Origin of the sequence: Pseudobutyrivibrio sp. OR37 (assembly GCF_900113655.1) — a bacterium.
Taxonomy (GTDB): domain Bacteria; phylum Bacillota; class Clostridia; order Lachnospirales; family Lachnospiraceae; genus Pseudobutyrivibrio.
In genome coordinates, this window is record NZ_FOQF01000019.1 from 30,477 (window position 1) to 53,148 (window position 22,672).

The following is a 22,672-nucleotide window of genomic DNA, read 5'->3' on the forward strand; positions in this document are numbered from 1 at the left end:
TTATACTCATAGTCTTTTATATTTTAAACTATTATCTTTGCTTATGCTAGTAGTCTATTGTATAATTTACTTACTTCGTTGCAATTATTGCAACGATTCTTGCATTATTTGGAGGTCATTATGGCAAAAAAGACTCATGGTATTATGGCAACCACTGCCATACTTACCGTTTTAACCTTATGCTTTAAGGCATTAGGGTTTGTAAAACAAGCTGTTATAGCTTATTATTTCGGTACAACATTCGAAACAGATATTTACAATGTTGCATTCAACTTCGTTGGTATGCTATCTTCAGCCTTTATCAAATCTATAACATTATCAATCGTTAGTATTTACACTCATACTCTAGTACAAAAGGGTAGGGAAGCTGCATCCAAAATCATATCAGCCTGTTTAGAGCTTCTGCTCCCAATAGTTCTACTAGTGCTTTTGTTAGTGTATATGCTTACACCTATCATTGCAAAAATGTTAGCACCTACTTACAGTCCTACAGAATCAATTTTGTTGCAGCACTATCTACAGATTTGTTATCCATTCTTTTTATTTGCTGTAATTACGCTTATATGGACATCATTAATGGATTCCAACAAAGATTTTGTTGTAAGCCGTACAGAATCCTTCATTACAAGTTCTATTACTATAATTTGCTGTATCGTATTTTACAAAAGCTTAGCTGTTGGTTCTTTGGTATTAGCTCAGTATCTTAGCTATATTATATTTGGAGCTTTACTAATTATTCGTGGTCGCAGATATTTCAAATATTCATTTGTACGTATATCCGAAGTACCAGAAGTAAAAACGGTGTTAATCACTGCTCTACCTATTTTTATTGGAGGTTCTGTTTCTCAGATTAACAAGATAGTAGATAACTCTATTTCAACAGGATTAGCCCATGGTAGTGCCACTGCTCTTTCTTATGCAGTTTCATTGGAAGATTTTGTTTGTATCGTTTTAATCAATAATGTTGTTGATATTTTGTATGTAAACTTTGCAAACTACATTGCAGAAGACAATAAGGAACAGCTTAGTGCAACAATGAAGTTTGCTATTAATTCAATGATTTGTTTGATGATTCCAATTACTATTATCACCTGCATGTGTTCAAAAGAAATTGTGTCTATCGCATACTTTAGAGGTAATTTTAATAAGGATTCATTAGTCATGACCAGTGCAGCCTTAATAGGTTATGCCGTTGGCTTCACCAGTTCAGGCGTCAGAGATATCGTAATCAGAGTTTTATATTCCTTTAAGGATACAAAAGGACCTATGATAACTGGTTCCTTTGCTGTGGCAGTTAACATTATAAGCAGTATCATCTTATCCAGATATATTGGTATTATGGGTGTTTCAATTGCAAGCTCCATATGTTTGACTGTAAACTTTTTCATTAATTCACATATGATTAAAAAACATATGCCGGAATATACAATCAGTCAGTTTTTACCTACTCTTTTAAAACAGATTCCAGGAGCATTTGTGTTGGTTATACTTATACTTGTGATTAAACAATTCTTCAATAGCAATATTATTATCTTTGTACTTTCTGCTGTGTTAGGACTAGGTGTTTACGCACTTATACTTAACGTTATGAAAATTGATGAAGTATATGCTATAAAAGAAAAGCTTTTATCTAAACTTAAAAGGAATGAGGCCTAATAACCTCATTCCTTTTATTTTACTCATATTTAGAAGGTGTGATAAACTCTACCTTTGTTCCTTCTTCTCTTACTCTGTTAAATAATTTCTTGTGATAAGCATTTCGCTTTTGTGCTTCCTCCGCATTATATGGATGTCTCATAGATGCATCATAGTAGTTCTCATTAATATCTACTGAGAATCCATCAAAGCCTGCAAGTAACAATTCCTTGGCTTCGCATTTACGAAGTAAATTGACAGCTATTACAGCGGCAGAATCATGTGTCTGCTCATCTACATCAATCCACTTGCTGTAATCAAGCACCTTAACATTTCCTCTTCCACCTTTAGAAATATTAGATGGTACAATAACATTCTTGGCTTCTGCAACAGCCTTGTTATATGCTTCTGTTCTTGTAGTAAGCTGATAATCAAAATCTATAGGAAGAGTGCTGTTAAGACCTATGCTTAACACATCCTCTTCTTTAATCAATTCAGCTATCTTATCCTGAGCCTCAATTACACTTCTACCAGGCGCAACAAGAAGGACACGCTTACCTTCAACTGACGCTTTAATATCTTTAACAGCACTTTCATCGTCTACAGATTTGCTCTTGTTATACTCAAGATATACATTCTCTGCATACACCTTATCAAAAGATATCTTCTTTTCCTCTGCAAGCATATTTAAAAGCTCGCTTACCTGATCTATTGGAAGCATGTGCTTATTGAAGTAATAGCTAGCATAGCTAGGTGTACAGTGATTAGCTGATGATAAATAATACTCTGGTGCGTAGCCCCAGTAAAATTCATTGTGTAACTGATTAATAACTTTATCTATTACATCAAGAAGTGGCTGCACAGTGTATTTTCCACCGTAGAACAAGTTTAAATGCTCTAGTAATAATTCAGTATTAAGATTTCCTGCACCTTTACCCATTCCCATGATTGAACTATCAACCATAATCTCTCTTGTTGTAGGGAATTGAAGCATTGAAATAGCATTTGAATATGATAACTGTAAATTGTTATGTGAATGGAATCCAATTGGCATTGAACGTATCAAATTATAATCTACAAGATTAAGCATACGCTCCATATCGTTAGGTCTCATTTCACCAAAGCTATCTACAATATAAAATCCACTTGCATCTGCAAGTTGCTCGTTTACTGTTTCAATAAGCTCTAACAGTTCTTTATCTGTATAACGCATAGTAATCATAGGCTGAATATAAAATTCATAACCCTTAGACATGATAATTCTTGCTTTTTCTATCATGTTAAAACGGTCTTTTTTATGAAAAGCCATTCTGATACCATCGATTGTATCTTCACCTCTTGGAGCTAGATTATTTACATCAAACTTGCCATAGTCTATCATGGCCACATATTTGATACCTGGCTTTTTATTCTTAAGAATGCTTTCCTTTATGGCAGTATCATTAATAAATTTTGTTCTACCTTCTTTAGAGCCATCCTTATCATCAATGTAACCCATCTCGATAATATCGATATTTGCTGCTTCCTGAGCTGCTAATATCTTTTCCATGTAGTCCTGTCCGAAATTAAAATCATTTACGCAACCACCATCTCTAAGGGTTACATCTAATACTTTTATTCTATCCATTAAATAATTCCTCCATATGGATTATAAATCTATATCAACAATCTTTTCTGCCAAAATAAAGTCCTCTGGATTATCGATATCTACAGCTTCCTTAAAGGAAACTTCACTTACATAAGGCTTATCACCTATTCTACGGTGTTTGTTCTTAAATACATCCTTTGTAAATACATATACACCTGATGTTTCCTGGTATATTGGTGTTAAATCCTGAGTACGTGGCACATTAGTAGCGTCAAAATTAAGTGGCTCACCATTCTGCCACAAATAGTCTTGAAGCTTCAGTGCACAAAATGCTGAGTCATATTCACCTGATTTAACTGCATTAATACACTGTTCCATTGTTTCTTTCTTAATGAATGGTGCTGTGGCATGAGCATATACATAAATATCAGCATCTACTTCATTCATAAAGGTCTCAAATATCTGTGAAAAATTAGAAGTTGGTAAATCTAATACTTCTGGCCTCTTAACAAAATTAACACCTTCTGGAAGATATGGCACCACATCTTCAGAACTGCAATATACATTAATGCTATCACATAACCCTGTTTCTTTGAGACTATCAAGCTCATATTGCAACAGTGGCTTTGTTCCAAGCATTCTTGTGTTCTTTCCAGGACATCTTTCATTTTTAAGTTTAATTGGCATTATTGCAACGATTTTCATTTGAATATCTCCAATCTTAAATAAAATCCTTTATAAAATTGCAGATGTTATCCATAGCATTTGGTTCAAAAATACTTTCTGGATCAACATATACAACCTTATCATTATCTAGTATATCAATAATCTGTTCGGCATTTTCTACAATTGGTACGTTGTAACCTTCTATTAAATATGCCATATTTCTTGCAGTTTCTCCTATATCGAGAAGAATCGTGCCACATCCAAAGCCTATACTTTCCCACACTGACGCGGAAACAGTACTTACGGTAACATTACTTTCTGCCAGATATCTAAAAATATGATTATCAAGTGTATCAATTATATCCACCTTTTTATCTAATAACCATGGATATCTCTCTTTATAAAATCCAAATTCCTTTGGGTGTAATTTATATATAATACGATATTCATCTCCCACTTTTTCCGCTAAATCTGCTGCAATCTTGCTGATATAAATACCTTCACGCTCTGTAGAAATAAAACAAATAGTTTTTTCTTCTTTAGGATACTTAGACTTATACTTTTCTCTTTCTCTTTCAAAGAAAGGAAAGCCCACCGTATGCATCTTAACTTTTGATGGCAAATGAACTATTTCTTCCTGTGTTCTACTGTATATGAGCTCATGATCTGGTAAAACCTCAGAATTATCCTCGGGATTAAACTGCATAGGGGTTAATGTTGGAAAGGCAAAGCCATGGGCGTATTCAGCTGTAGGAATGCCTCTCTCCTTTCCCAATGCACTATATGCAAATGATTCCATAGAATAATAGCAAAGCTCCATTATAAGCTTTGGCTGCACTCTATCAAGTATTTGAGAACAATACTTTTTGGTAATCTCATAATAGAATATTCGCTCAACAAATCCATCTATTAATTCATCAGCTATATCAGTGCCAAATGTTTTCTCTATTTCTACAAATATATTTCCATAGCTGTTTTTTACAGCATCGGTGTACTGTTGTTTCTTTTTTGTATTAAAGCGATTTGCCAACTTTACAGCAATGTTAGTTTTAAATGCTACTCTATCTGTAAAGAACACATTATTCATACCATTAGGCTGTAAATGAGTATGATTATCAGGATGTTCTACTAGAAGACTGTTGAATTGCTTTGAGACTTCATCAAAAAATATATTTTCGTATACACCTGTTTCGATATTGCGATTTCTTCTTCCATCAGCAACAAACAAAACATCAACTTTTTTGTGTGGAAGAGGCTTCAAAGCGTTCATTGCCATGTTAAGCAGCTCTTTTTTACTAAAAGGAGTCTGTGTACCTTCTTCTCTTCCTACAGTATATTTTTTGATTGTGTTATGTATTTCATATCGATATAAAGTCCATACCGGTATTCCATTTACCTTTATATTATTACAATTGTATTTTCTCTCGAAAGCTAAAAAATTCTCTATCGAAGGAGCTTGCATGTTATACCTTCCTCTCTTTTTTAGATTATGTCTTTCGCGTCATATTATACACTATATATTTAGTTTGTAAAATCTGGGGAATTTGGAATTAGCTATAAAAAAAGAGGTTGGAATCCTTGTAAATCCCAACCTCTATCTCTTGTTATGATCTGTTAATCCCTAACTCCCTTAGTCATCAATACCTGGATGGTAGTTAAGTGTCTGTACAGGAACTGCTCCTGCCTTAGGACCTGTTTGGCCCTTTACGAAATCGTATACACTGTAGATAGTGCAGTTATTCCATAATGCATCACGCTTTGTAGGAATTGGTCTCCAGCCTTCTGTCTTTTTTGTGTTTGCATAATGAAGGTAATATCCTACGATATCGTCTCCATAAACAGCCTGAAGATCAGAATTTCTTGAAGCGTATACATCTACGTTAAAAGCAACTGTTGGCTGTCTCTGCTCCCAAATACCAAATGTAACGAAGTGTGTGAAGAGTGTAAGTTCATCATCTCCAAGCTCCTTCTGAACATCTGGATACATTGCAGCGTATTCTTTAGCATTAAATACTGTGTAGATAGTCTTAACTTCGTCGCTTGTGAGCTCTCTTCTATGAGCCTCGCCCTGAGCTGACATTGCAAAACTGTCAATTGTGAATACTGAAACGGCCATGAGAGTAGCTAATGCTAATGATAAAGCCTTAACAAATTTCTTCATTCCATTCCCCTCCTAAATTATATTATTATTTAGAATAATTCTATATTAACAATATGTCCAAATCAAGGTAAAGTTGTGAAAAATTGTTTTATTTTTCGTAAGTTTTCTCACTGATTATATAGCGTGGTCGTTGCTTTGTTTCCATATATGTTTTGCCCACATATTCGCCGATAACGCCAAGGGAAATAAGCTGAATTCCACCAAGGAAGCATACTGCTACCATGATACTAGACCAACCACCAAGTGTATTTCCAAGGAAGTGCTGAACTACTGAATAAATTAAAAGTATAAGGCTGATAAATGCCACAAAAACACCAAAACCAGTAATCATGCGAATAGGCTTGATACTAAGTGATGTGATACCATCAAATGCAAGTGATAACATCTTTGATAGTGGATAGTGGCTCTCACCTGCGATACGCTCATTACGCTCGTAATACACACTAGTGCTCTTGAAACCTACAAGTGGGAACATTCCTCTAAGGAAGATATTAACCTCTTTATAGTTTGCAAATTCATCAAGCACACGGCTTGAAACCAATCTATAATCTGCATGATTATATACAACCTCTGCGCCCATGCTGTTAAGTAGCTTATAAAAGCTTTCTGCTGTGAATCTCTTAAAGAATGTATCTGTATCGCGCTTGCTACGAACACCGTATACAATTTCACAACCATCAGCGTATGCATCTACCATTTCGTTCATGGCATTGATATCATCCTGTCCATCACAGTCAATAGATATTGTAATATCACAAAGCTCCTTTGCTTCCATAAGGCCTGCAAGAACAGCGTTCTGATGTCCGCGATTACGGCTCTGTGTGATTCCGACGAAGTGCTCATCCTGCATTGCCAGGTCTTTGATGATGTCCCAGGTTTTATCTTTTGAGCCGTCGTTTACGAACATTACGCGGGATTTATCATCAATCTTATCTAGGCTTACTAATTCCTTTATTTTATCTAAGAATAATGGTGCTGTAATTGGTAGAACCTCTTCCTCGTTGTAGCATGGTATTACTATGTATAATATAGGTTTCATTTTTCTATCTCCTTTTAGTTACACCCTCATCAGTCAGCTGCGCTGACAGCTTCCCCCAAAAGGGGAAGCCTTTAGGATTTGGTCGATTTTGGTGTTGTCGCCCCAGACGGCTTTGCTGTCGTATGGGCGGTCTGGGAAGGTACCGTAGGCTAGGCTGATGCTGTAGCCGTTGTCTTCGATGAATTTTTCAACTCGATCTGCCAACTTCATAGGCTTACCTGTACAACATTCAATGATGCCAAGTACCTCATCCTGCATAGATGCCTTTGCAACCTGCTCACAGAATAAATCATAATCTGTAAAATCAAACTGATTCTGTCCTGTAGTAAATGGGAATGTAACATCTCCTGCCTCAGCCGCTGCTGTAAGCTTAGAAAAAATGCTACAACCCTTATGTGCGTTACCTACAATGTAGTAGCCTCTAAGCCACTGAAGTTTTACTCCTGTTTCCTTGCACAAAAGAACTGTGGCCTGTCTCAATGCATTTTTTGCAATCCCATATAAGGACTGAGGTGCGCATGGAGTATCTGCCTTAATACAGCCCTCCATAAAGCCTACCTCATGCATTGTTCCCATTACACAAAGCTTTCTAATTCCAGCCCTACACATCTTCTCTAGGAACTCATAATGATGTGGCAAATCCTTCATGTGATTTTCTGATGCATGTCTGAAGCCATCACGCCAAGCCAAATGAATTACTACATCTGGCTTTTCAAAATAGCCATATGGGTCTTCTAAAGTGAAGATATCTGCATCTATTCTCTTTGCTCTGGAGTCTACATCATCTGTGTGAAAATCAGTGGCGATGACTTCAGCTCCAAGGTCTAGCATTGTCTTTACAACGCCTTGACCTATGTAGCCGTTGGCGCCTGTTATTAGGTATTTCATAGTGTTCTCCTTTGGGGCTAGCGAGAATCATACCCTCATCAGTCAGCTGCGCTGACAGCTTCTCCCTACTAAGGGAGAAGCCTAGGCGAAGAGGTTGTCTAGCCATGCATGAATGCTGTATTTCTTGCGGATTGATTCGTTTTCCGCATATGGGTTGTCTAGCCAGTCTGTGTCGGGTAGGACGAAGGCTGAGTAGTCGCCGGTGGCTTCGGCCTGGTCGGCCTTGGCAGCCAGGTCTGTAAGTACAGTATGGTTATTTTCATTATAGAACTCATAGTCTTTTAAATATATGTTGTTTGTAACCAACTTTCTCTTGATTCCAAGTGTCTCCATTGTACGCATTGTCAAACCCTGCTGATTTTCTGATGCAAGATCAAGGACTGCCTTTGAATGAAGACACATATCCCTAATGGAATCTGCTGCAAATGGAGTAAAGCTGATAATATCCATATCAAGATCCTTAACAAGCTTTGGATCTCTAAGCTTTTTGCCACGATAAACGCTTGGCGCCAGATAAAGCTTTAATGCCAGCTTCTTGTCAGGATTAGCTTTTTTGAAAGCCTTGAAATATCTATATCTAAATGGGAAAAATGCAGAAACACTTACATAATCGTATTTATATTCTGCTTGTTTTTCCAGTTTGTTGGCATCAAAATCATCTGAGTAAAACAAAGGGATTAATTCATAATCAGGATTGTTTTTTGCATCGACAGAATCAAAGGTTGCACGTCTGTCAAACAATCTTCCCAATTCTCCCTTATGTCGCATATTCTCAAATGAATCCCAAGAATAATAAATAGTCTTTGCACCTGGTTTTAATGCCTGTTCTTTAATATCCTTAATCACATCATCAGTAAGGACATTTCCTCTGATAACAAGGAAATAGTCATAGCCTCCAGCAGGCATTTCTGCTATTATCCTATCCTTCAATTGATTGTTGAATTTTTTAAAGATATTATCCTTTTTCAAGAACTTCTCTAGATTCTTTAAAATCAAAAATCTGGTCTTTTCAGGCTCTTCATCATAAAATGCCACGTTAGCCCCTCGCGCTATCAAATCATCATGAATCTTGGTCTGATAAGAATAGAACTTAGGCATAATAATCAAAATATTTTTCAGTTTTAGGTCTACATTGTAGTCAAAAATCGGTTGCATTTTATCCTCTTGTATAAATTCTTCTAGATATAACCTGATAATCAAAGGTTAGCTTAGCATAGGCGTAAGATTTAGCCTTTGCCTGTTCTAACACATTTGGATTCTCAGTAATTTGCTTAAATACAGAAACCATATCCTCTTCATTTTCTACAAAGAAATAGTTCTGACCGTCGCAGTCTGTGTAGGTAGCATCTGTATAGCTATCCCATGGATAAGTCATGTTGACACAACCACAGCACATAGCTGTTTCAAAGGTAGATGATTGAGTACCAGGCTGGCAGTATAAATCTGTACCTGCAAGGAACTCCTCAATCTCCTTGTTAACCTTCCATCCCATAAAATGTACTCTGGAATCTGCTTCCATGAGTGGTCTGATTACACCCTCCATATCCTCTGGAATAGAACCAAATATAAAAAGGGCCATTCTTGGATCCTGAACCTTAGAAAAGGCCTTTAATAATTCCTCTGTACGTTTTGTTGCTGCAAGCTTTCCAGAATGTGCCATAATAATTGCATCCATAGGAAGGCTGTATTTATTGATGATATCCTGTCTTGCCTGCTTCTGCTGCTCTGGTGTATATATTGTTCCACCTGGAGCTAAAAATTCCTGCTTATCTTCTGGTATTGAATATAAATCGTTCATCCATGCCTTCATATCAGCACCGATATAAAGCACCTTATCTACTTCAGGCATTGCCTTAGAAATATAATGTCCATGGATAATCTTATAAAATGCCTTGCTTAAGAAGGTTCTTGCTGAATCACTATAATCCTCATGGCAATCCATAAATAACAGACATTCAGGATGCTTCTTGCAATAATCTGCTGCATCCATAATTTCATATCCACACATACCGTGAAATAAAATTGTGTCTGGCTGAATATCCTCTAAAAGCTTTTTAACTCTTCTGCACTTTTGAATTTTCTCAGTCCATAAATCGCTAAACATTACACGGTCATGAGCCCATCTAATTAAACGGGCGCCGTTGTCCATGATAGTGTCTTCCTCTTCGCCCTTAACAAGATTTCCTCTCTCATAATGCCATAAATCAGTAACAATAGTTACATCATGCCCATCAGCTCTCTGGCAATTAATCATCTGATTTTCCTGGTAAAGCATCCCTATAGTAAAATGTGATGCTAATGCAATATGAAGTATCTTCATTTCTTATTCTCCGTTATTACTATTATTATCTAGAGTTGCAAGAATCTCATCCGCAGTGATAACCTTGTCGAATCCTTCTGTACTTTCCTTCTTGAATACAATCCTGATAGTCATAAGGATAAGCTTTAAATCCAACAAGAAACTATAGTTTTCAATATACATCAAATCAAGCTTAAGCTTGTCATAAGCTGATGTATTATATTTACCATAAATCTGAGCAAAGCCTGTTAGTCCGCCCTTTACTTTACTTCTGAATTCAAATTCAGGAATTGCTTCTGTATATTTTTGCACATGTTCTATGCGCTCAGGTCTTGGTCCTACTATAGACATCTCACCCTTTATGATATTAAACAACTGTGGAAGCTCGTCCACTCGGGTAGCTCTTATTACATGACCAACCTTTGTGATTCTATCATCATCATCTGTAGCAGGACGCTGTTCAGCATCCTCAACCATACTTCTAAATTTCAGAATGTCGAAAACCTTACCATCTCTGGTAACTCTGGCCTGCTTGTAAAATACCGGACCATGATCCTCCAGCTTAATTGCGACAGCAATAATAAGCATAAGTGGTGAAAGTACAACCGCTGCTATTACACAAAGAACCACATCAAAGAATCGTTTTACAATTCTTTGCTCAGGTTTAAGACCTGTAGTGTTAATCAATACAATAGGGGTATCAAACTGATGGATACCCTCACCGCCTGAAATAATAACATCGGAAATCTTAGGGGTAATATATGTCTCAATCTCATGCATGTAGCAATACTTAAGCAAATCGTTACGCTGCTCGGCACTGACATCGGAGATAACTATACCGTCATAATCCACAAGCAAATCGATAATATTATCAATACCCTCATCTATACTTACGATGCGACAAATATTATAGCTATCAGTACGCGTGTCCATCTTTAGCTTGAGGCTAACTGATTCTTTATTTCCATAAACCATCAATAGCTTGCTGGCCTTAGTATGACTGTTGTAGATAGCAAAGAATATATATACAAATATTCCTGATATTACAAAATCCCCAAACGTAAGCCAAATCATTGCCTTGGCAGGAATCATTACATTAGCCATAAGTGAAAGCTGAAGATAGGTAACAACATTCACTATGAATATGGCAATCCACTGAGAAAATAGTACATCGGCAATCTTTAGGATTCCATATTTAAATCCCTCACATAGATGAATAATAAGTAAGCTAAGGATAAAATAGATTCCCATAAGGACATATTTTCCACGACCAAGCATAGGCCAGAAATACTCCTTATCAAATATAAAGTTTCTCCACACGTAATAATAAATCAGAGATAATACAACTAGTTCTATTACGCTTTCGATTTTTCTGATAGTATTTTTATTTTTCACTTATTCACCCTATGCTCTTTCATTTTTATTAGTTTCAACCATAAAATATGCCAAGAAATATGAATAGTAAGGCAATAGATATCTATAATACATATCTAATCCCAAATCCATAAACAAAAAAGAAATCATTATAGAAAATACAATAATCTTTGCCTTTTTATTAGCCTTGAAGCTATTTACTATTGTAAGCACAGGGAACCAGTAGTAGGCAATAAATCCAAATATACCATAAGAGAAAAGCAGTTCGCAGAAATTCATATGAATCTGAATGTGCCTGTAAGTGATTTCTGTTCCCTGTCTAAACTCTTCAATAGCAGAGTATGGCATTTCTTTAAACGCGTAGAAACCATGTCCAAAGATCGGATATTCCATGAAATGCTCCTTAAAGGCTGCCATCATTGCCATACGCTGACCTGTGCTGGTGTGAAGGTCATACTCTTCTGCCACAACCCCTGTAAACAATTCAGCTATCCTATATCCAATAACTCCGTAAAGTGGTGGTATAACCATAATAGCTGTAAATGCGATTATAGCAAGTACCAACAGTATTATTAAGTTTCGTCTTATCACCCTTTTATCATCTGATGCTCCCACTATCATTATCGCAAATACGAATACAATTGGAAGTACAGAAGATTTAGCACCTGTAGCGATTATTTCAAACAAACCAATAATTGTAATCCAAAGATACTGTTTAACCTTCTTTAGAACTATTAGCTGATAGAGAATTGGTATAAGTAGAATCAATACCAGATTTCCTGTATCAATTACTCCACCTGCAGGAGTTGCTCCCACTCTAGAATACATTCCATCAAGCCACTCACTCCATTCAGTATCAAAGCATAAGCTAACAATAAGGGTTGTTATAATTATAACTGTTCCACTAATTGATAGAATATCAAGTATGTCATCCTTGTTATAAAACATTAAAACAAGTAGCAAAATAGCAGGTACTACCGTAAGTATTGTAATCATCCTGCTAAAGTATTCAGCGCCTAACCTAATTCTAAAATGGCCATATATCATTATGATTGCAGAAAAAGCCAATGCCCATACAACAGCCTTGTTACACAAACCTTTTTTCATAGGCTCTTTATCGTTAATGAATAGCCATAGACAGTATACGAATGCCAATCCATCAAACAGCAGATTAACCGGTACACAAGCCTTGTAAACTGTCAAACCCAGATTACATCTGGCAAATATGATTCCTGTAATTATTATAATCGTTATAAGCTTCTGTTTTTTATTTAATAGCTCTTTCACTTAATCACTCCTATTTATAATCCAAATACATTCGGTGCCGATTTGTACCAAACTATCCTTGCGTTTAACTGCTGTAAATAAGCTGCCAAGGCTCCCGCTGTATAGTTTGGGCTGGTCATTATTTTATCTGGTGTATCAAATATAGCCACCTCTGGACTAACCGCCTCATAAAATTCTGTGTCCTCTGGCATACTATTGTTACCATGGTGACCACATTGCAAAATATCTGACTGAAGCTTATCGCCATAGGTATTTACTAGATAATCTGCCATATATCTACTATGGCAATCACCACATATCAACATGCTTCTATTAGCTGTTTCCATCTTAAATACTAAGGAATCATTGTTTGGAATGTCCTCAACACAATCCTCAACCACCTCATCATAAGCGTTGAAGAATGTGATTTTTAAATCATCGAAGGATAATTCATCATTTCTGGAAACATAATTGATGTTATTAGCACCTTCTGTGATTTCTATAAATTTATCAAAAGAATCAACATCATCCCACTCTTGAGCCACCTGATAAAACTTGTCTGCATCAAGAGGTGTTACGTACACTTCCTTAATATCAATTCCCTGAGGGTTCTCATAAATTGCATTAAACGAATCAACATGATCCTGATGGTAATGGGTTAAAATCCAGGCATCAACCGTACCGCCTCGTTCATTAATGGCGTCACGTACTGTCTGCTCATTTTTAGCATCTCCACCATCAATTACGATAAGTGTTCCATCAGAAATATTTTCCATAGTATAGCACATTCCCTGGTCACCTGATGCCATAGAATATTCTGTTAATATCCAGCTAGGTGTAAACACTTTTAAAATTGCATAATAAGGTGTGCGCCCATATATTTCAAAACCATAGTTTAGATAAGCATTTAACACATTATCTACTGCTGATACAACAACGTAATCAACGTTATTTTCATTAGCATATTTTACCACCTCAGAGACTTCTGGGTTTGGATTTGAAAGCTCGTATGCCTCATCTGGTAAAAATCTGGAATATGGCATAGAAAATTTTGAATCCATCTGACGTAAATAAACGGCAATATCCTGAGGGGCCATAATTCTTACCACATCGCCCTGATAATCCGCAAACAAATCGCAGATAGTAACAACATCCTGTGGAACCTTGTTACGATTTTCAGCCTTTGTAAACCAATCCTCTGTATAAATGCAATTGCCTAGCACAGCTATAATTAAGCATGATGCCAAAACACCTGCTAGCTTCTTCATGCCCTGTAGCCTCTTAAGTAACAGCGTAAACATATAAGCAATTACTGCCATTACAGGAATCAGGCTGAAGTATCTAAGATAATACTGATCAAAGGTTGTGCTTTCTAAAAATTTTCTACTTAGCAATAATGTAATGGGATTATATATGAAAACTAATACCAATAGTGAATACCACAAAAAGGCATATCGTTTTATTTTTTCCTTTTCTAATACCAGTATAACTATCAAGCCTACCACGAACAGGAAAGCAAAGCCTATGTTTCCCCAGTATGCCTTTGTCATACTAAAAAAATATTTTAATGAAACCATCTCAGTATCCATTGTTCTTCAATTCTTGTTTTAAAGTACTTAAATTCTGAAGTCTGCATATCCTGCTGCAGCATCCATATCAAAATATAGAAGACGCCCATATAAACAGGACCAAGAAGACTTGCGATTAAATACCTGATGCCGTATAACCTGCGGTTGTAAACACATGCCATTATCCAAACTAAAATAGTAATGATTGGAATAAGCATAAGGCCCAGCGAGGTTAATGAGCTTGCACCTAGTGATATAGCTGCTATTGGTAACATATATGATGTCTTAACATCCTTTCTGTAAAGACGAATGAGATATAGCATCATAAATGGAATGGCTATCATGGTAAGTACAGCCTTTCCCTGCCAAATAGCTCCTAACAATCTAAAGGTAGCTGAATAATGTGAATACAAGCCAAATATATGGGCCACCGACAGAACTATCAAAAATACCAGTCTATCCTCCATTTTGGAGAATAAAAAGCTTGCCATATAATAAAAATTCACATAGGCAATCAAAATAAGGAATCCTGGCAAAATAGTATGATAAATGGTGGTCACTTCAAAACCAGTTGTAGCTGAAAGCATTGACACGTATGTACCCCAGGAAGCAACTGCACGTTTTTCCTGAACATTTGGCATGGTGCCATCTATATAATTCACATAAGAAATAGTGTCGCTTTCAATATTATCCTTGCTGGTTACAACATAATCGTAATCATCATAGGACCACTGATTTATTTCATAGGCAAATGCCATATACAGCTGAGCTACAAGCAATACTGCAAATAATATCGTATATACGATAGCGAACTTATCTCTAATTGTATTTACCTTTGCATCAGCATACTTAAACCTAACCTTTGTAACAACCCTCTTAAGCCTGCGTCTGTCAAGCCATGCCCACAATAGCACTAATATGCCCATGGTAATCCCGTACACTACAAGCAATAATGAAAAAGCCCCTCGTACTGGATCCTTAACTGTGCACCAATTTTGCAACCATTCAACAATAGAATACAAAATGTAAAAGATTGCCAGATTACCGAAGAAACCTACCAGATAATCGGCAATCCAATTAGTCCTAGCCCTATATGTAATTAGTCTGCCAACAACTATTGGCACCAATGTAAAGTGCAATAGGAAGGCCAACGCTCTAATTATTATCATTAGTTCTTTCCTAATTTCTTTTTCATCATAAATTCTGCGATTTCAAAATCGATTGGATAATCAATATCGATTGAATCTGCTCTGCTCATAATGTAAGCATAGGTGTTATCGCAGTAGTATGTGCGCTGCTCCTTGAGAAGCTGATAATCTAAAATATAGATTGCGCCGTTTGGGATGTAGTATGTGGCATTAGTCTGGCGATTAGCTACGTTAGAGCCCTTAGCACCAAAGCCTGCATTTTTAATACGTCCCTGTTCGTCCATGGTGTGATACCAGCCTACTGGGCATTCTGCCTCTGTGAAAGATATAAGTGTAGTGGCACCATCATGTTCAAACTGCTCAATTGCTTCGTTTATGTTTTTCTCATCACGAAGTGGTGCTGTTGGAAGAAGCACCATAAATTTCTCAACAGGCTTGCCTGTTTCATTTGCTACAAACTCTGCTGCATGCAGATATACATCTACAGCTGATGCGGTATCGCTGGCAAGCTCTGCAGGACGCATAAATGGAACCTCTGCACCTGCTTCGCGTGCAACACGGGCAATATCTTCATCATCTGTTGTAACGATTACTCTGTCTATTTTATCTGCTTTAAGGGCAGCCTGGATTGTGTGAGCAATCAAAGGCTTGCCGCAGATTTCTTTTATGTTTTTGCCTGGGACACCTTTTGAGCCGCCCCTAGCTGGTATAAATGCAATCATTTTTCTCTATTCCCTATAATCCGGCTGTTACGATAACAAGCATTATATTTCTCTGCTCATAAATTATTCGCTTGAGAAACATAATAGCTTGTTATCTACAGCCTCATCTATATGCTTGTTCTACGATAAGTCACTCCACTGGAAGATGTCGTCGTATTTAACGTCATGCTTAAGCTCACGGCCAAGAACCATTTCGTAGTACTTTGGTGAGATTCCTGTGCCTGGACGCTTGTAATCAAGGTCGTCCATTGTAAGTACATGGCCTGCTGGCATGTCGTGCTTTGCAACGATAGAGCGCTTGAACTCCTCTCGACGCTTCTCGTCTTCAACTACTACCTTGCGGTAGCTTCCAAGCATGTTGTAACCACTTCTTGCAGCGTCACAAATAGCCTTAAGCTCTGCTGGATCTGCACTAACCTTGTGATCCCAACCTTCCATGTTCTTGTCCATTGTAAAGTGCTTCTCAATGATGCAAGCATTCTTTGCAATACTCATAATTGGTGCAACAGTACCGATTGTATGATCAGAATATCCAACTGGGTAATCAAATACCATGTTGTACATATCCATGTTGTTAAGGTTTACGATTTCATCTGTTGGTGGGTACATAGATACGCAGTGAAGGATTGCGATTTCGTGGCATCCACCTTCCTCAAGTGCCTGGATAGCTGCGCAAACATCATCCATACCTGTAAGACCTGTAGAGATAACAACAGGTACACCCTTGCTACCTACATGCTTTAAGAATGGAATGTTCTCAACATCAAGTGATGCAATCTTAAGGAATGGAACATGAAGCTCATCAACAAGCATATCTGCTCCAGCCATAGAAAATGGTGTAGAACAGAAATCGATGTCTAACTCATCACAGTACTTCTTAAGCTCGATGTGCTGCTCCTTAGATACAGCATACTTTTCCATGATAGACTTAAGTGTATAATCTGTACGGTTACGATAATCATCACCAAGGAAATAGTTATCCTCGTACTTCTTCTTAGAGAAGAGGTCGTCAACTGTCCAAGACTGAAGCTTTACAGCGTCAGCACCGCACTCCTTTGCTGTCTTTATAAGTGTTTTAGCTAAATCCATATCACCATTGTGGTTAGCACCAAGCTCTGCAATGACGTATGGTCTCTGATTACCTGCAACTAAATCTGCATAATTAAATCTCATATGAATCCTCCATTTGAATATCACTCCACCAGTATCCCTGGTGATTATTTGAAAGCTTAAGTGTGGTCTTATCCACCTCACTTAGCTTAGCCTGTAAATTTTTAAAGTAATCATATCTTTTGGCAAGATTACTATAGTGAGTAGCTTTAACAGCATACTCCTTTGATAAATCTCTGGTAGTGCCTGCAGTATTATCTTCATAAATGCGATAGATAGTGTCGGCGTTTTCTACACAAGCACCGGAACCAATATCAAGAATAATTCTACTAAACAGATACCAGTCAAATACTGCTACTGCCCCTTCATTAAGGCTGTCTAGAAAAGCATCTGTAAGGCTGGATAATCTAATACCTGTATTAGACAATCCAAGAAAATTACCTTGCGCAACTGCCTTAATGCTAGTTACTGTCTTTGGCAAGGATTTAAACACATCCTCACCCTTCTCTGTAACGAATTTATTATAAAAGAATACTTTGTCTTTGTCTAATTCAAAAGCCTGCTTGTAGCTAGCCATTCTAGATGGCGCGATGGTATCATCTGCATCCACAAGTACAAGCTGTTCATATCCTAATTTCTTGGCCACTCGCAGCATTTCGATACGTGTGCCGGCAATGCTTAGCTTTTTTTCACTAATATCTTCAATGTGGATATTAATGCCATGAACGGTATTACGTATTTGCGTTTCTACCTCTTCAAGCTCTTCTTTTGTGTAGTTGTCGTTAATTATCAACAAGTCGAAGTCCTTATCGGATTGGTTATCCACGGATGTTAGTAGGTCCTGTAGATAAGGGTGGGCTTGTTTGTAGATTACGGTTGATAAAGCTGTTTTCATTATTCATACCCTCATCAGATTGTATGCCCTCATCAGTCAGCTACGCTGACAGCTTCCCCCAGAGGGGGAAGCCAGAAAAGTGTCCATGTAGTCCATTAAGTTTTTCTTAGAAAAGTGTTCATTGTTATACTCTAAAGCATTTTCACCCATTTGTAAGCGAAGTACCTTAGGGAGATTTCTCATGGCTATGATATTCATAGCTAAGGCTCTTGCATCTCCTATGTCTGAACACATGCCACATTTTGCTTCAGCAATAACTCTTTCTGTTTCACCCTTGGCAGAGGCAATAATTGGCATTGCGCAAGCCATATAGGATTGAAGCTTGGCTGGAATGGTTTTAGCAAAAAGCTCATCATCAGCAAATGAAATAAATGCTGCATCTCCCTTTGCCAAAAGTCCTGGGACCTCGGTAGGCTTTACTCTGCCTGCAAATTCAAATAAATCCCATACACCTGCTTCTGTAATGCTTTCTTTAAAGCTTTCTCTTGCTCTGCCATCGCCAACGATAGTGAACCTTACATCCTTCACACCTTCATTTCTGATGATAGCTGCTGCCTTTGGTAAAATCTCAAGTCCCTGGGCCTGTCCAATGTTTCCTGTAAATATTACATTGAAGCCCTTGTGTTCCACCTTTTCCTTTGGCTCGTAGAATTCCTCTGCATACTGAGGCCAGAAGCTTACCTTGTCCTGCTCATCCTCATCTACGTATTTACGAATTGAATCTACGAAGCTTGGGCTTGTTCCCCAGATATGAGTACATCCCTTATATATCTTTCTCACCATTCGCTCAATAGGCTTTACAAGAAGTGGCGAATGGATGCCTGTTATCATTTCTACGTTTTCTGGCCACAAATCCTGAACATATAAGTAGCAAGGTACATTATGCTTCTTTGCGTATGCAACGCCTACCTTACACTGATTCATAGGAGATGTCTCGAACATGTAAACCTCATCAGCCTTTATTCTTGTAAACATGTTCCAGAAAAAGCCAAAGAATGGGAAGCTAAAATAGTTAAGTACCAATCCAAGCTTACCCTTTCCTCTTGGTATCAATGGAATTCTATGAACCTCTACTCCATTTATTATTTCATGTCTCTTCTTAAAAAGGCCGTAGTCTTCAAATATTTTCCCCTCTGGATAATTAGGCAAGCCTGTTACTACTGTAACCTTGTAGCCTCTTTTTACCCACTCAAATGCCATATCATTTATTCTGAACTGCTCAGGATAAAAATATTGGCATACTATCAATATATGTTTGTTCATTTACTCTCTCAAATCTATCTATATTTTAAACGTACGAATATCGTCCGAGAGTTTCGGACGATATAAGTCTTAGAATGGCGCTGGCATTCCATCTCTTAAATGGAATAAGAAATGTAATAAACTACACATTGAAAAGATTAGCGCAATATTCTGTATATAAATTAATGAAAGTGCAAGCTTATTTTCCTTTGCATCTGTTCCAAGTCCAATACACATGCACATATAAATTGGTATCAAATATCTAAATGAAATTTGGATACGCTGGCTGCCTTCAGCAGGAGTAAATCTTGTCATGCAACCTACAAAAATCGCGATTACACAAATCAACATTCCTAGACCAAATACAACCATCTGCCATTTCTTGATGCGATTTCCTTTAATGAAAATCATACCGATAATCAAGCAGGCAAGCATAACTATGATACATGCCCATGCCACCTGGGCATTAAGCAATACGTGGCCAATCTCTCGACCAACAATATGATTAATGTTATACCAGAAATCTACCTTTATACCATCCCAAGCAAATTTCAAGGTCTCAAGCTTATGTGCCTTAAAGTAGTTCCAAGTCAATGCGTCTCTTGATGTATCAGTTTCGATTCCACCATCATATTTCCAGAAGACGTTTTGCATTATTACATAATAGTATTTGATTACGATCTTTCTTCCTACAACGATGAGGCCAGCACCTAAGACAGCTAGAATACTGTATTCATACCATTTCTTGGAAAGTGCAACATCTGTCCACCATTTCTTAAGAGGAATAGCAAAAATCCATACAGCAAACAGTGCGTAAACAATCTTGTTTGGAATCAAAATAACTACGCAGCCTGCCAGAATAATGATATCCCACGCATGTAATTTTACCTGTGGCTGACTGTAATACAAACACAGTGTAAATAGCGCAAGTGAAAACAGAATACTCATATTATCGTAGGAATAAGAACTACAAATATGAAGCACTCCTGGGAACAATGCAAAAATAAAGAACTGATGCTTTCCAACTGGAAGCAGCTTTAATGCAATGTAGCCCGCAATAATAAGAAATATGGAATTGAAAAATCTTCCCATAAATATTACGCCGGCAAAGCCAAAGCCAAGAAGTCTTGCAAGTGTGATTCCTGCACCAGAAACCAAATATCTGGAAGCCTTTGAAGGTGCGATATAAACCTCTACATTATCCTGTAATTCCTCTGAATGCTTGATGAAATTTCCCTGTGCCAGTACTGCATACTGATATGGGAAGGTAACATCAAGGTAAGGCATCATGTAATAATCCTCACCGCGCATATAGAAGAAGGATTCATCCTGCACCCAGCTACCAAGCTTACTGGTGTCCATGCTAAGATTATGATCCTTCATACCTAGCATAATATTTGAGCAATGATATGCACTGTAGTAATGCTGCACCTCGTCAGGACCTGATATCGGAGGCATTACCAGCTGCATACAGAAGGTCCAGCCTATAGCCATTAATACAAACAGCCTTGGATAAGACCAGTTTTTATCAAGTATCAGCAGCCTTGCCAAATAAACGGTCAAGGCAATCATTACAATAAATATAACAGCAAAATAAGCATTATATCTTTTGGTAGCTGTTAGGTTTACACAATTATTAAAGAAAAAGATTAAAGCCGCTACTATACTAGCCAATGCCACCACAGCAACACCTATTTGAAATCCTTTTTCTTTATTCATGTCCGAAAAATAAGATTTTATTTTTTCCACTATACATCCCTTTCAAGCTAGCTTAGCTTTCCTGTGAGTCTACGTTCCATCTTATTAAGCTCATCAAGCTGGCCCATATCCATCCATGTGTTTTCATTGATTGGATAAACGCCTACCTTTTTGCCATCATCCTTAAGTCGATTGATGATATCTGGGAAGCCTAACGCTTCGTCATCCTTGATATAATCAATAACCTCAGGCTCAACTATATAAATACCAGTGTTTGTAAAAAAGCTGAACTCTGGTTTTTCTTTCATATCGATAATATTTCCATGCTCTCCAAATTCGACCACGCCATAAGCAACCTGGAAGTTTCTAAGGGAGCATACCATAGTAATTAGATTACCCTCTTTTTTATGATGCTCATAAATTTTAGAGTAATCCTCTTCAATTAAGATATCACAATTAGTTAAGATAAATGTTTCGTCGATTTTCCCTCTTAACAAGGCAAGTCCTCCGCCTGTGCCAAGTGGCTTATCTTCATCAACAAAATCAATGTGATATGGTCTTTCAGCCTCGCCAAAATATGACTTAATCATATTCTTCTTATGATTAACAATCATAATCATTCTATCAATTCCATAATCTGCAAAGCTATCCATGATAAGCTCGGCAATAGGCTTCTCGCCCACAGGAATAAGAGGCTTTGGAAGGATTCTGGTATATGGATAAAGCCTTGTGCCCTTGCCGCCTGCCATCATTACAACAGGGGTGTTAAGCTCTGCATGCTTTTTATAATGATTCTCACTCCAGAAGACAGTATCAATTACATGACCTTCGTCATCAACAATAGGAAGACCTTCGATGTTATGGCGATAGAGGAAATTGCGAGCATCCTCTTTTTCTTCCTCTTTCAAGCTTCTAGGCTTATAGTTTGCAATTGTTTTTACAGGCTCGTTTAAATCTCCACCTGATAAAATGTATCTACGAACATCACCTTCTGAAAGAGCTGCCAAAAGTTTATTGTCATCATCAACAACAAAAACTGTGCGGCGGCTGCTAGCATCAAATGTTCGCATTGCATGTAAAATTGTGTCATCTTCCTTTATGAATACATTTTCCATAAGTTATCCAATCCGCAATCTTCCATTGACATATATATAAACACAACTGACACGCTTTCGCTCTACTTTCACTCGTTGCGTTACGTAAGATGCCACTGCGTGCCATCTAAGTAACGACGGCTCAAGACGGTCAGTCTTAGTTTATATATATGTCAATTCCAGATTGCTCATCTATATTTTTTACTCCATAAAATTCTACGCTAACAATAAAATATTTCTTTCAATCACTAGATGTTCATTCCAGAAATATTTTATTGT

Annotated in this window: 19 protein-coding genes; 1 reads left to right on the top strand and 18 read right to left on the bottom strand. The window is 37.3% G+C overall.

Annotated elements, in window-relative coordinates:
* Nucleotides 1-120 precede the first annotated feature (120 nt).
* Entirely contained in the window at nt 121-1,656 is a 1,536-nt protein-coding gene (murJ, locus tag BM097_RS10030) for a murein biosynthesis integral membrane protein MurJ (protein ID WP_090548896.1), read from the top strand.
* Nucleotides 1,657-1,675: 19 nt separating this feature from the next.
* Here murJ and BM097_RS10035 read toward each other — a convergent pair whose 3' ends face one another.
* From BM097_RS10035 to BM097_RS10120, 18 genes are all read right to left on the bottom strand, one after another.
* On the bottom strand, nt 1,676-3,262 hold the full coding sequence (locus tag BM097_RS10035) for an aldolase catalytic domain-containing protein (RefSeq protein ID WP_090548899.1): 1,587 nt from the start codon (nt 3,260-3,262) through the stop codon (nt 1,676-1,678).
* Nucleotides 3,263-3,283: 21 nt separating this feature from the next.
* A complete protein-coding gene (locus BM097_RS10040) occupies nt 3,284-3,928 on the bottom strand; it encodes an acylneuraminate cytidylyltransferase family protein (protein ID WP_090548902.1) in 645 nt (214 codons plus the stop codon).
* A gap of 16 nt (nt 3,929-3,944) precedes the next feature.
* On the bottom strand, nt 3,945-5,351 hold the full coding sequence (locus BM097_RS10045) for a hypothetical protein (RefSeq protein ID WP_090548905.1): 1,407 nt from the start codon (nt 5,349-5,351) through the stop codon (nt 3,945-3,947).
* Nucleotides 5,352-5,519: 168 nt separating this feature from the next.
* Nucleotides 5,520-6,050 carry a hypothetical protein gene (locus BM097_RS10050; protein ID WP_090548908.1) on the bottom strand — a complete coding sequence of 177 codons (531 nt, stop codon included), beginning with the start codon at nt 6,048-6,050 and terminating at the stop codon, nt 5,520-5,522.
* Nucleotides 6,051-6,138: 88 nt separating this feature from the next.
* On the bottom strand, nt 6,139-7,089 hold the full coding sequence (locus tag BM097_RS10055; protein WP_090548911.1) for a glycosyltransferase family 2 protein: 951 nt from the start codon (nt 7,087-7,089) through the stop codon (nt 6,139-6,141).
* A gap of 33 nt (nt 7,090-7,122) precedes the next feature.
* On the bottom strand, nt 7,123-7,977 hold the full coding sequence (locus tag BM097_RS10060; protein ID WP_090548918.1) for an NAD-dependent epimerase/dehydratase family protein: 855 nt from the start codon (nt 7,975-7,977) through the stop codon (nt 7,123-7,125).
* 81 nt (nt 7,978-8,058) lie between these two features.
* Nucleotides 8,059-9,132: a WaaS/CpsH family glycosyltransferase gene (locus BM097_RS10065; protein ID WP_090548920.1), complete on the bottom strand. Its 1,074-nt coding sequence runs from the start codon at nt 9,130-9,132 to the stop codon at nt 8,059-8,061.
* A gap of 1 nt (nt 9,133) precedes the next feature.
* The gene (locus BM097_RS10070) at nt 9,134-10,297 is read right to left on the bottom strand and encodes a glycosyltransferase family 4 protein (protein WP_090548921.1); all 1,164 of its coding nucleotides are present in this window, start codon (nt 10,295-10,297) and stop codon (nt 9,134-9,136) included.
* A 3-nt stretch (nt 10,298-10,300) separates the two neighbouring features.
* Nucleotides 10,301-11,671 (bottom strand): sugar transferase, encoded by a 1,371-nt coding sequence (locus tag BM097_RS10075; protein ID WP_090548922.1) that lies wholly within the window; start codon nt 11,669-11,671, stop codon nt 10,301-10,303.
* Nucleotides 11,672-11,680: 9 nt separating this feature from the next.
* The gene (locus BM097_RS10080) at nt 11,681-12,937 is read right to left on the bottom strand and encodes an O-antigen ligase family protein (RefSeq protein WP_090548925.1); all 1,257 of its coding nucleotides are present in this window, start codon (nt 12,935-12,937) and stop codon (nt 11,681-11,683) included.
* A gap of 14 nt (nt 12,938-12,951) precedes the next feature.
* Nucleotides 12,952-14,493, bottom strand: a complete 1,542-nt coding sequence (locus tag BM097_RS10085) for a ComEC/Rec2 family competence protein (protein ID WP_177197431.1) — start codon at nt 14,491-14,493, stop codon at nt 12,952-12,954.
* The gene (locus tag BM097_RS10090) at nt 14,481-15,653 is read right to left on the bottom strand and encodes a DUF6077 domain-containing protein (protein ID WP_090548931.1); all 1,173 of its coding nucleotides are present in this window, start codon (nt 15,651-15,653) and stop codon (nt 14,481-14,483) included. Before BM097_RS10090 ends, BM097_RS10085 begins: the two co-directional genes overlap by 13 nt.
* Nucleotides 15,653-16,354, bottom strand: coding sequence for an acylneuraminate cytidylyltransferase family protein (locus BM097_RS10095; RefSeq protein WP_090548934.1), 702 nt, complete (start codon nt 16,352-16,354; stop codon nt 15,653-15,655). The genes BM097_RS10090 and BM097_RS10095 overlap by 1 nt, the downstream gene beginning before the upstream one ends.
* A 120-nt stretch (nt 16,355-16,474) precedes the next feature.
* Nucleotides 16,475-17,527, bottom strand: coding sequence for an N-acetylneuraminate synthase family protein (locus tag BM097_RS10100; protein WP_090548937.1), 1,053 nt, complete (start codon nt 17,525-17,527; stop codon nt 16,475-16,477).
* Entirely contained in the window at nt 17,517-18,359 is an 843-nt protein-coding gene (locus BM097_RS10105; RefSeq protein ID WP_090548940.1) for a glycosyltransferase family A protein, read from the bottom strand. The genes BM097_RS10100 and BM097_RS10105 overlap by 11 nt, the downstream gene beginning before the upstream one ends.
* A gap of 36 nt (nt 18,360-18,395) precedes the next feature.
* Complete coding sequence (locus BM097_RS10110) at nt 18,396-19,622, bottom strand: glycosyltransferase family 4 protein (RefSeq protein ID WP_090548942.1); 1,227 nt, start codon at nt 19,620-19,622, stop codon at nt 18,396-18,398.
* Nucleotides 19,623-19,691: 69 nt separating this feature from the next.
* Nucleotides 19,692-21,350, bottom strand: a complete 1,659-nt coding sequence (locus BM097_RS10115; protein WP_090548943.1) for a DUF2142 domain-containing protein — start codon at nt 21,348-21,350, stop codon at nt 19,692-19,694.
* Nucleotides 21,351-21,367: 17 nt separating this feature from the next.
* Complete coding sequence (locus BM097_RS10120) at nt 21,368-22,414, bottom strand: sugar phosphate nucleotidyltransferase (protein WP_090548949.1); 1,047 nt, start codon at nt 22,412-22,414, stop codon at nt 21,368-21,370.
* Between the last annotated feature and the right edge of the window lie 258 nt (nt 22,415-22,672).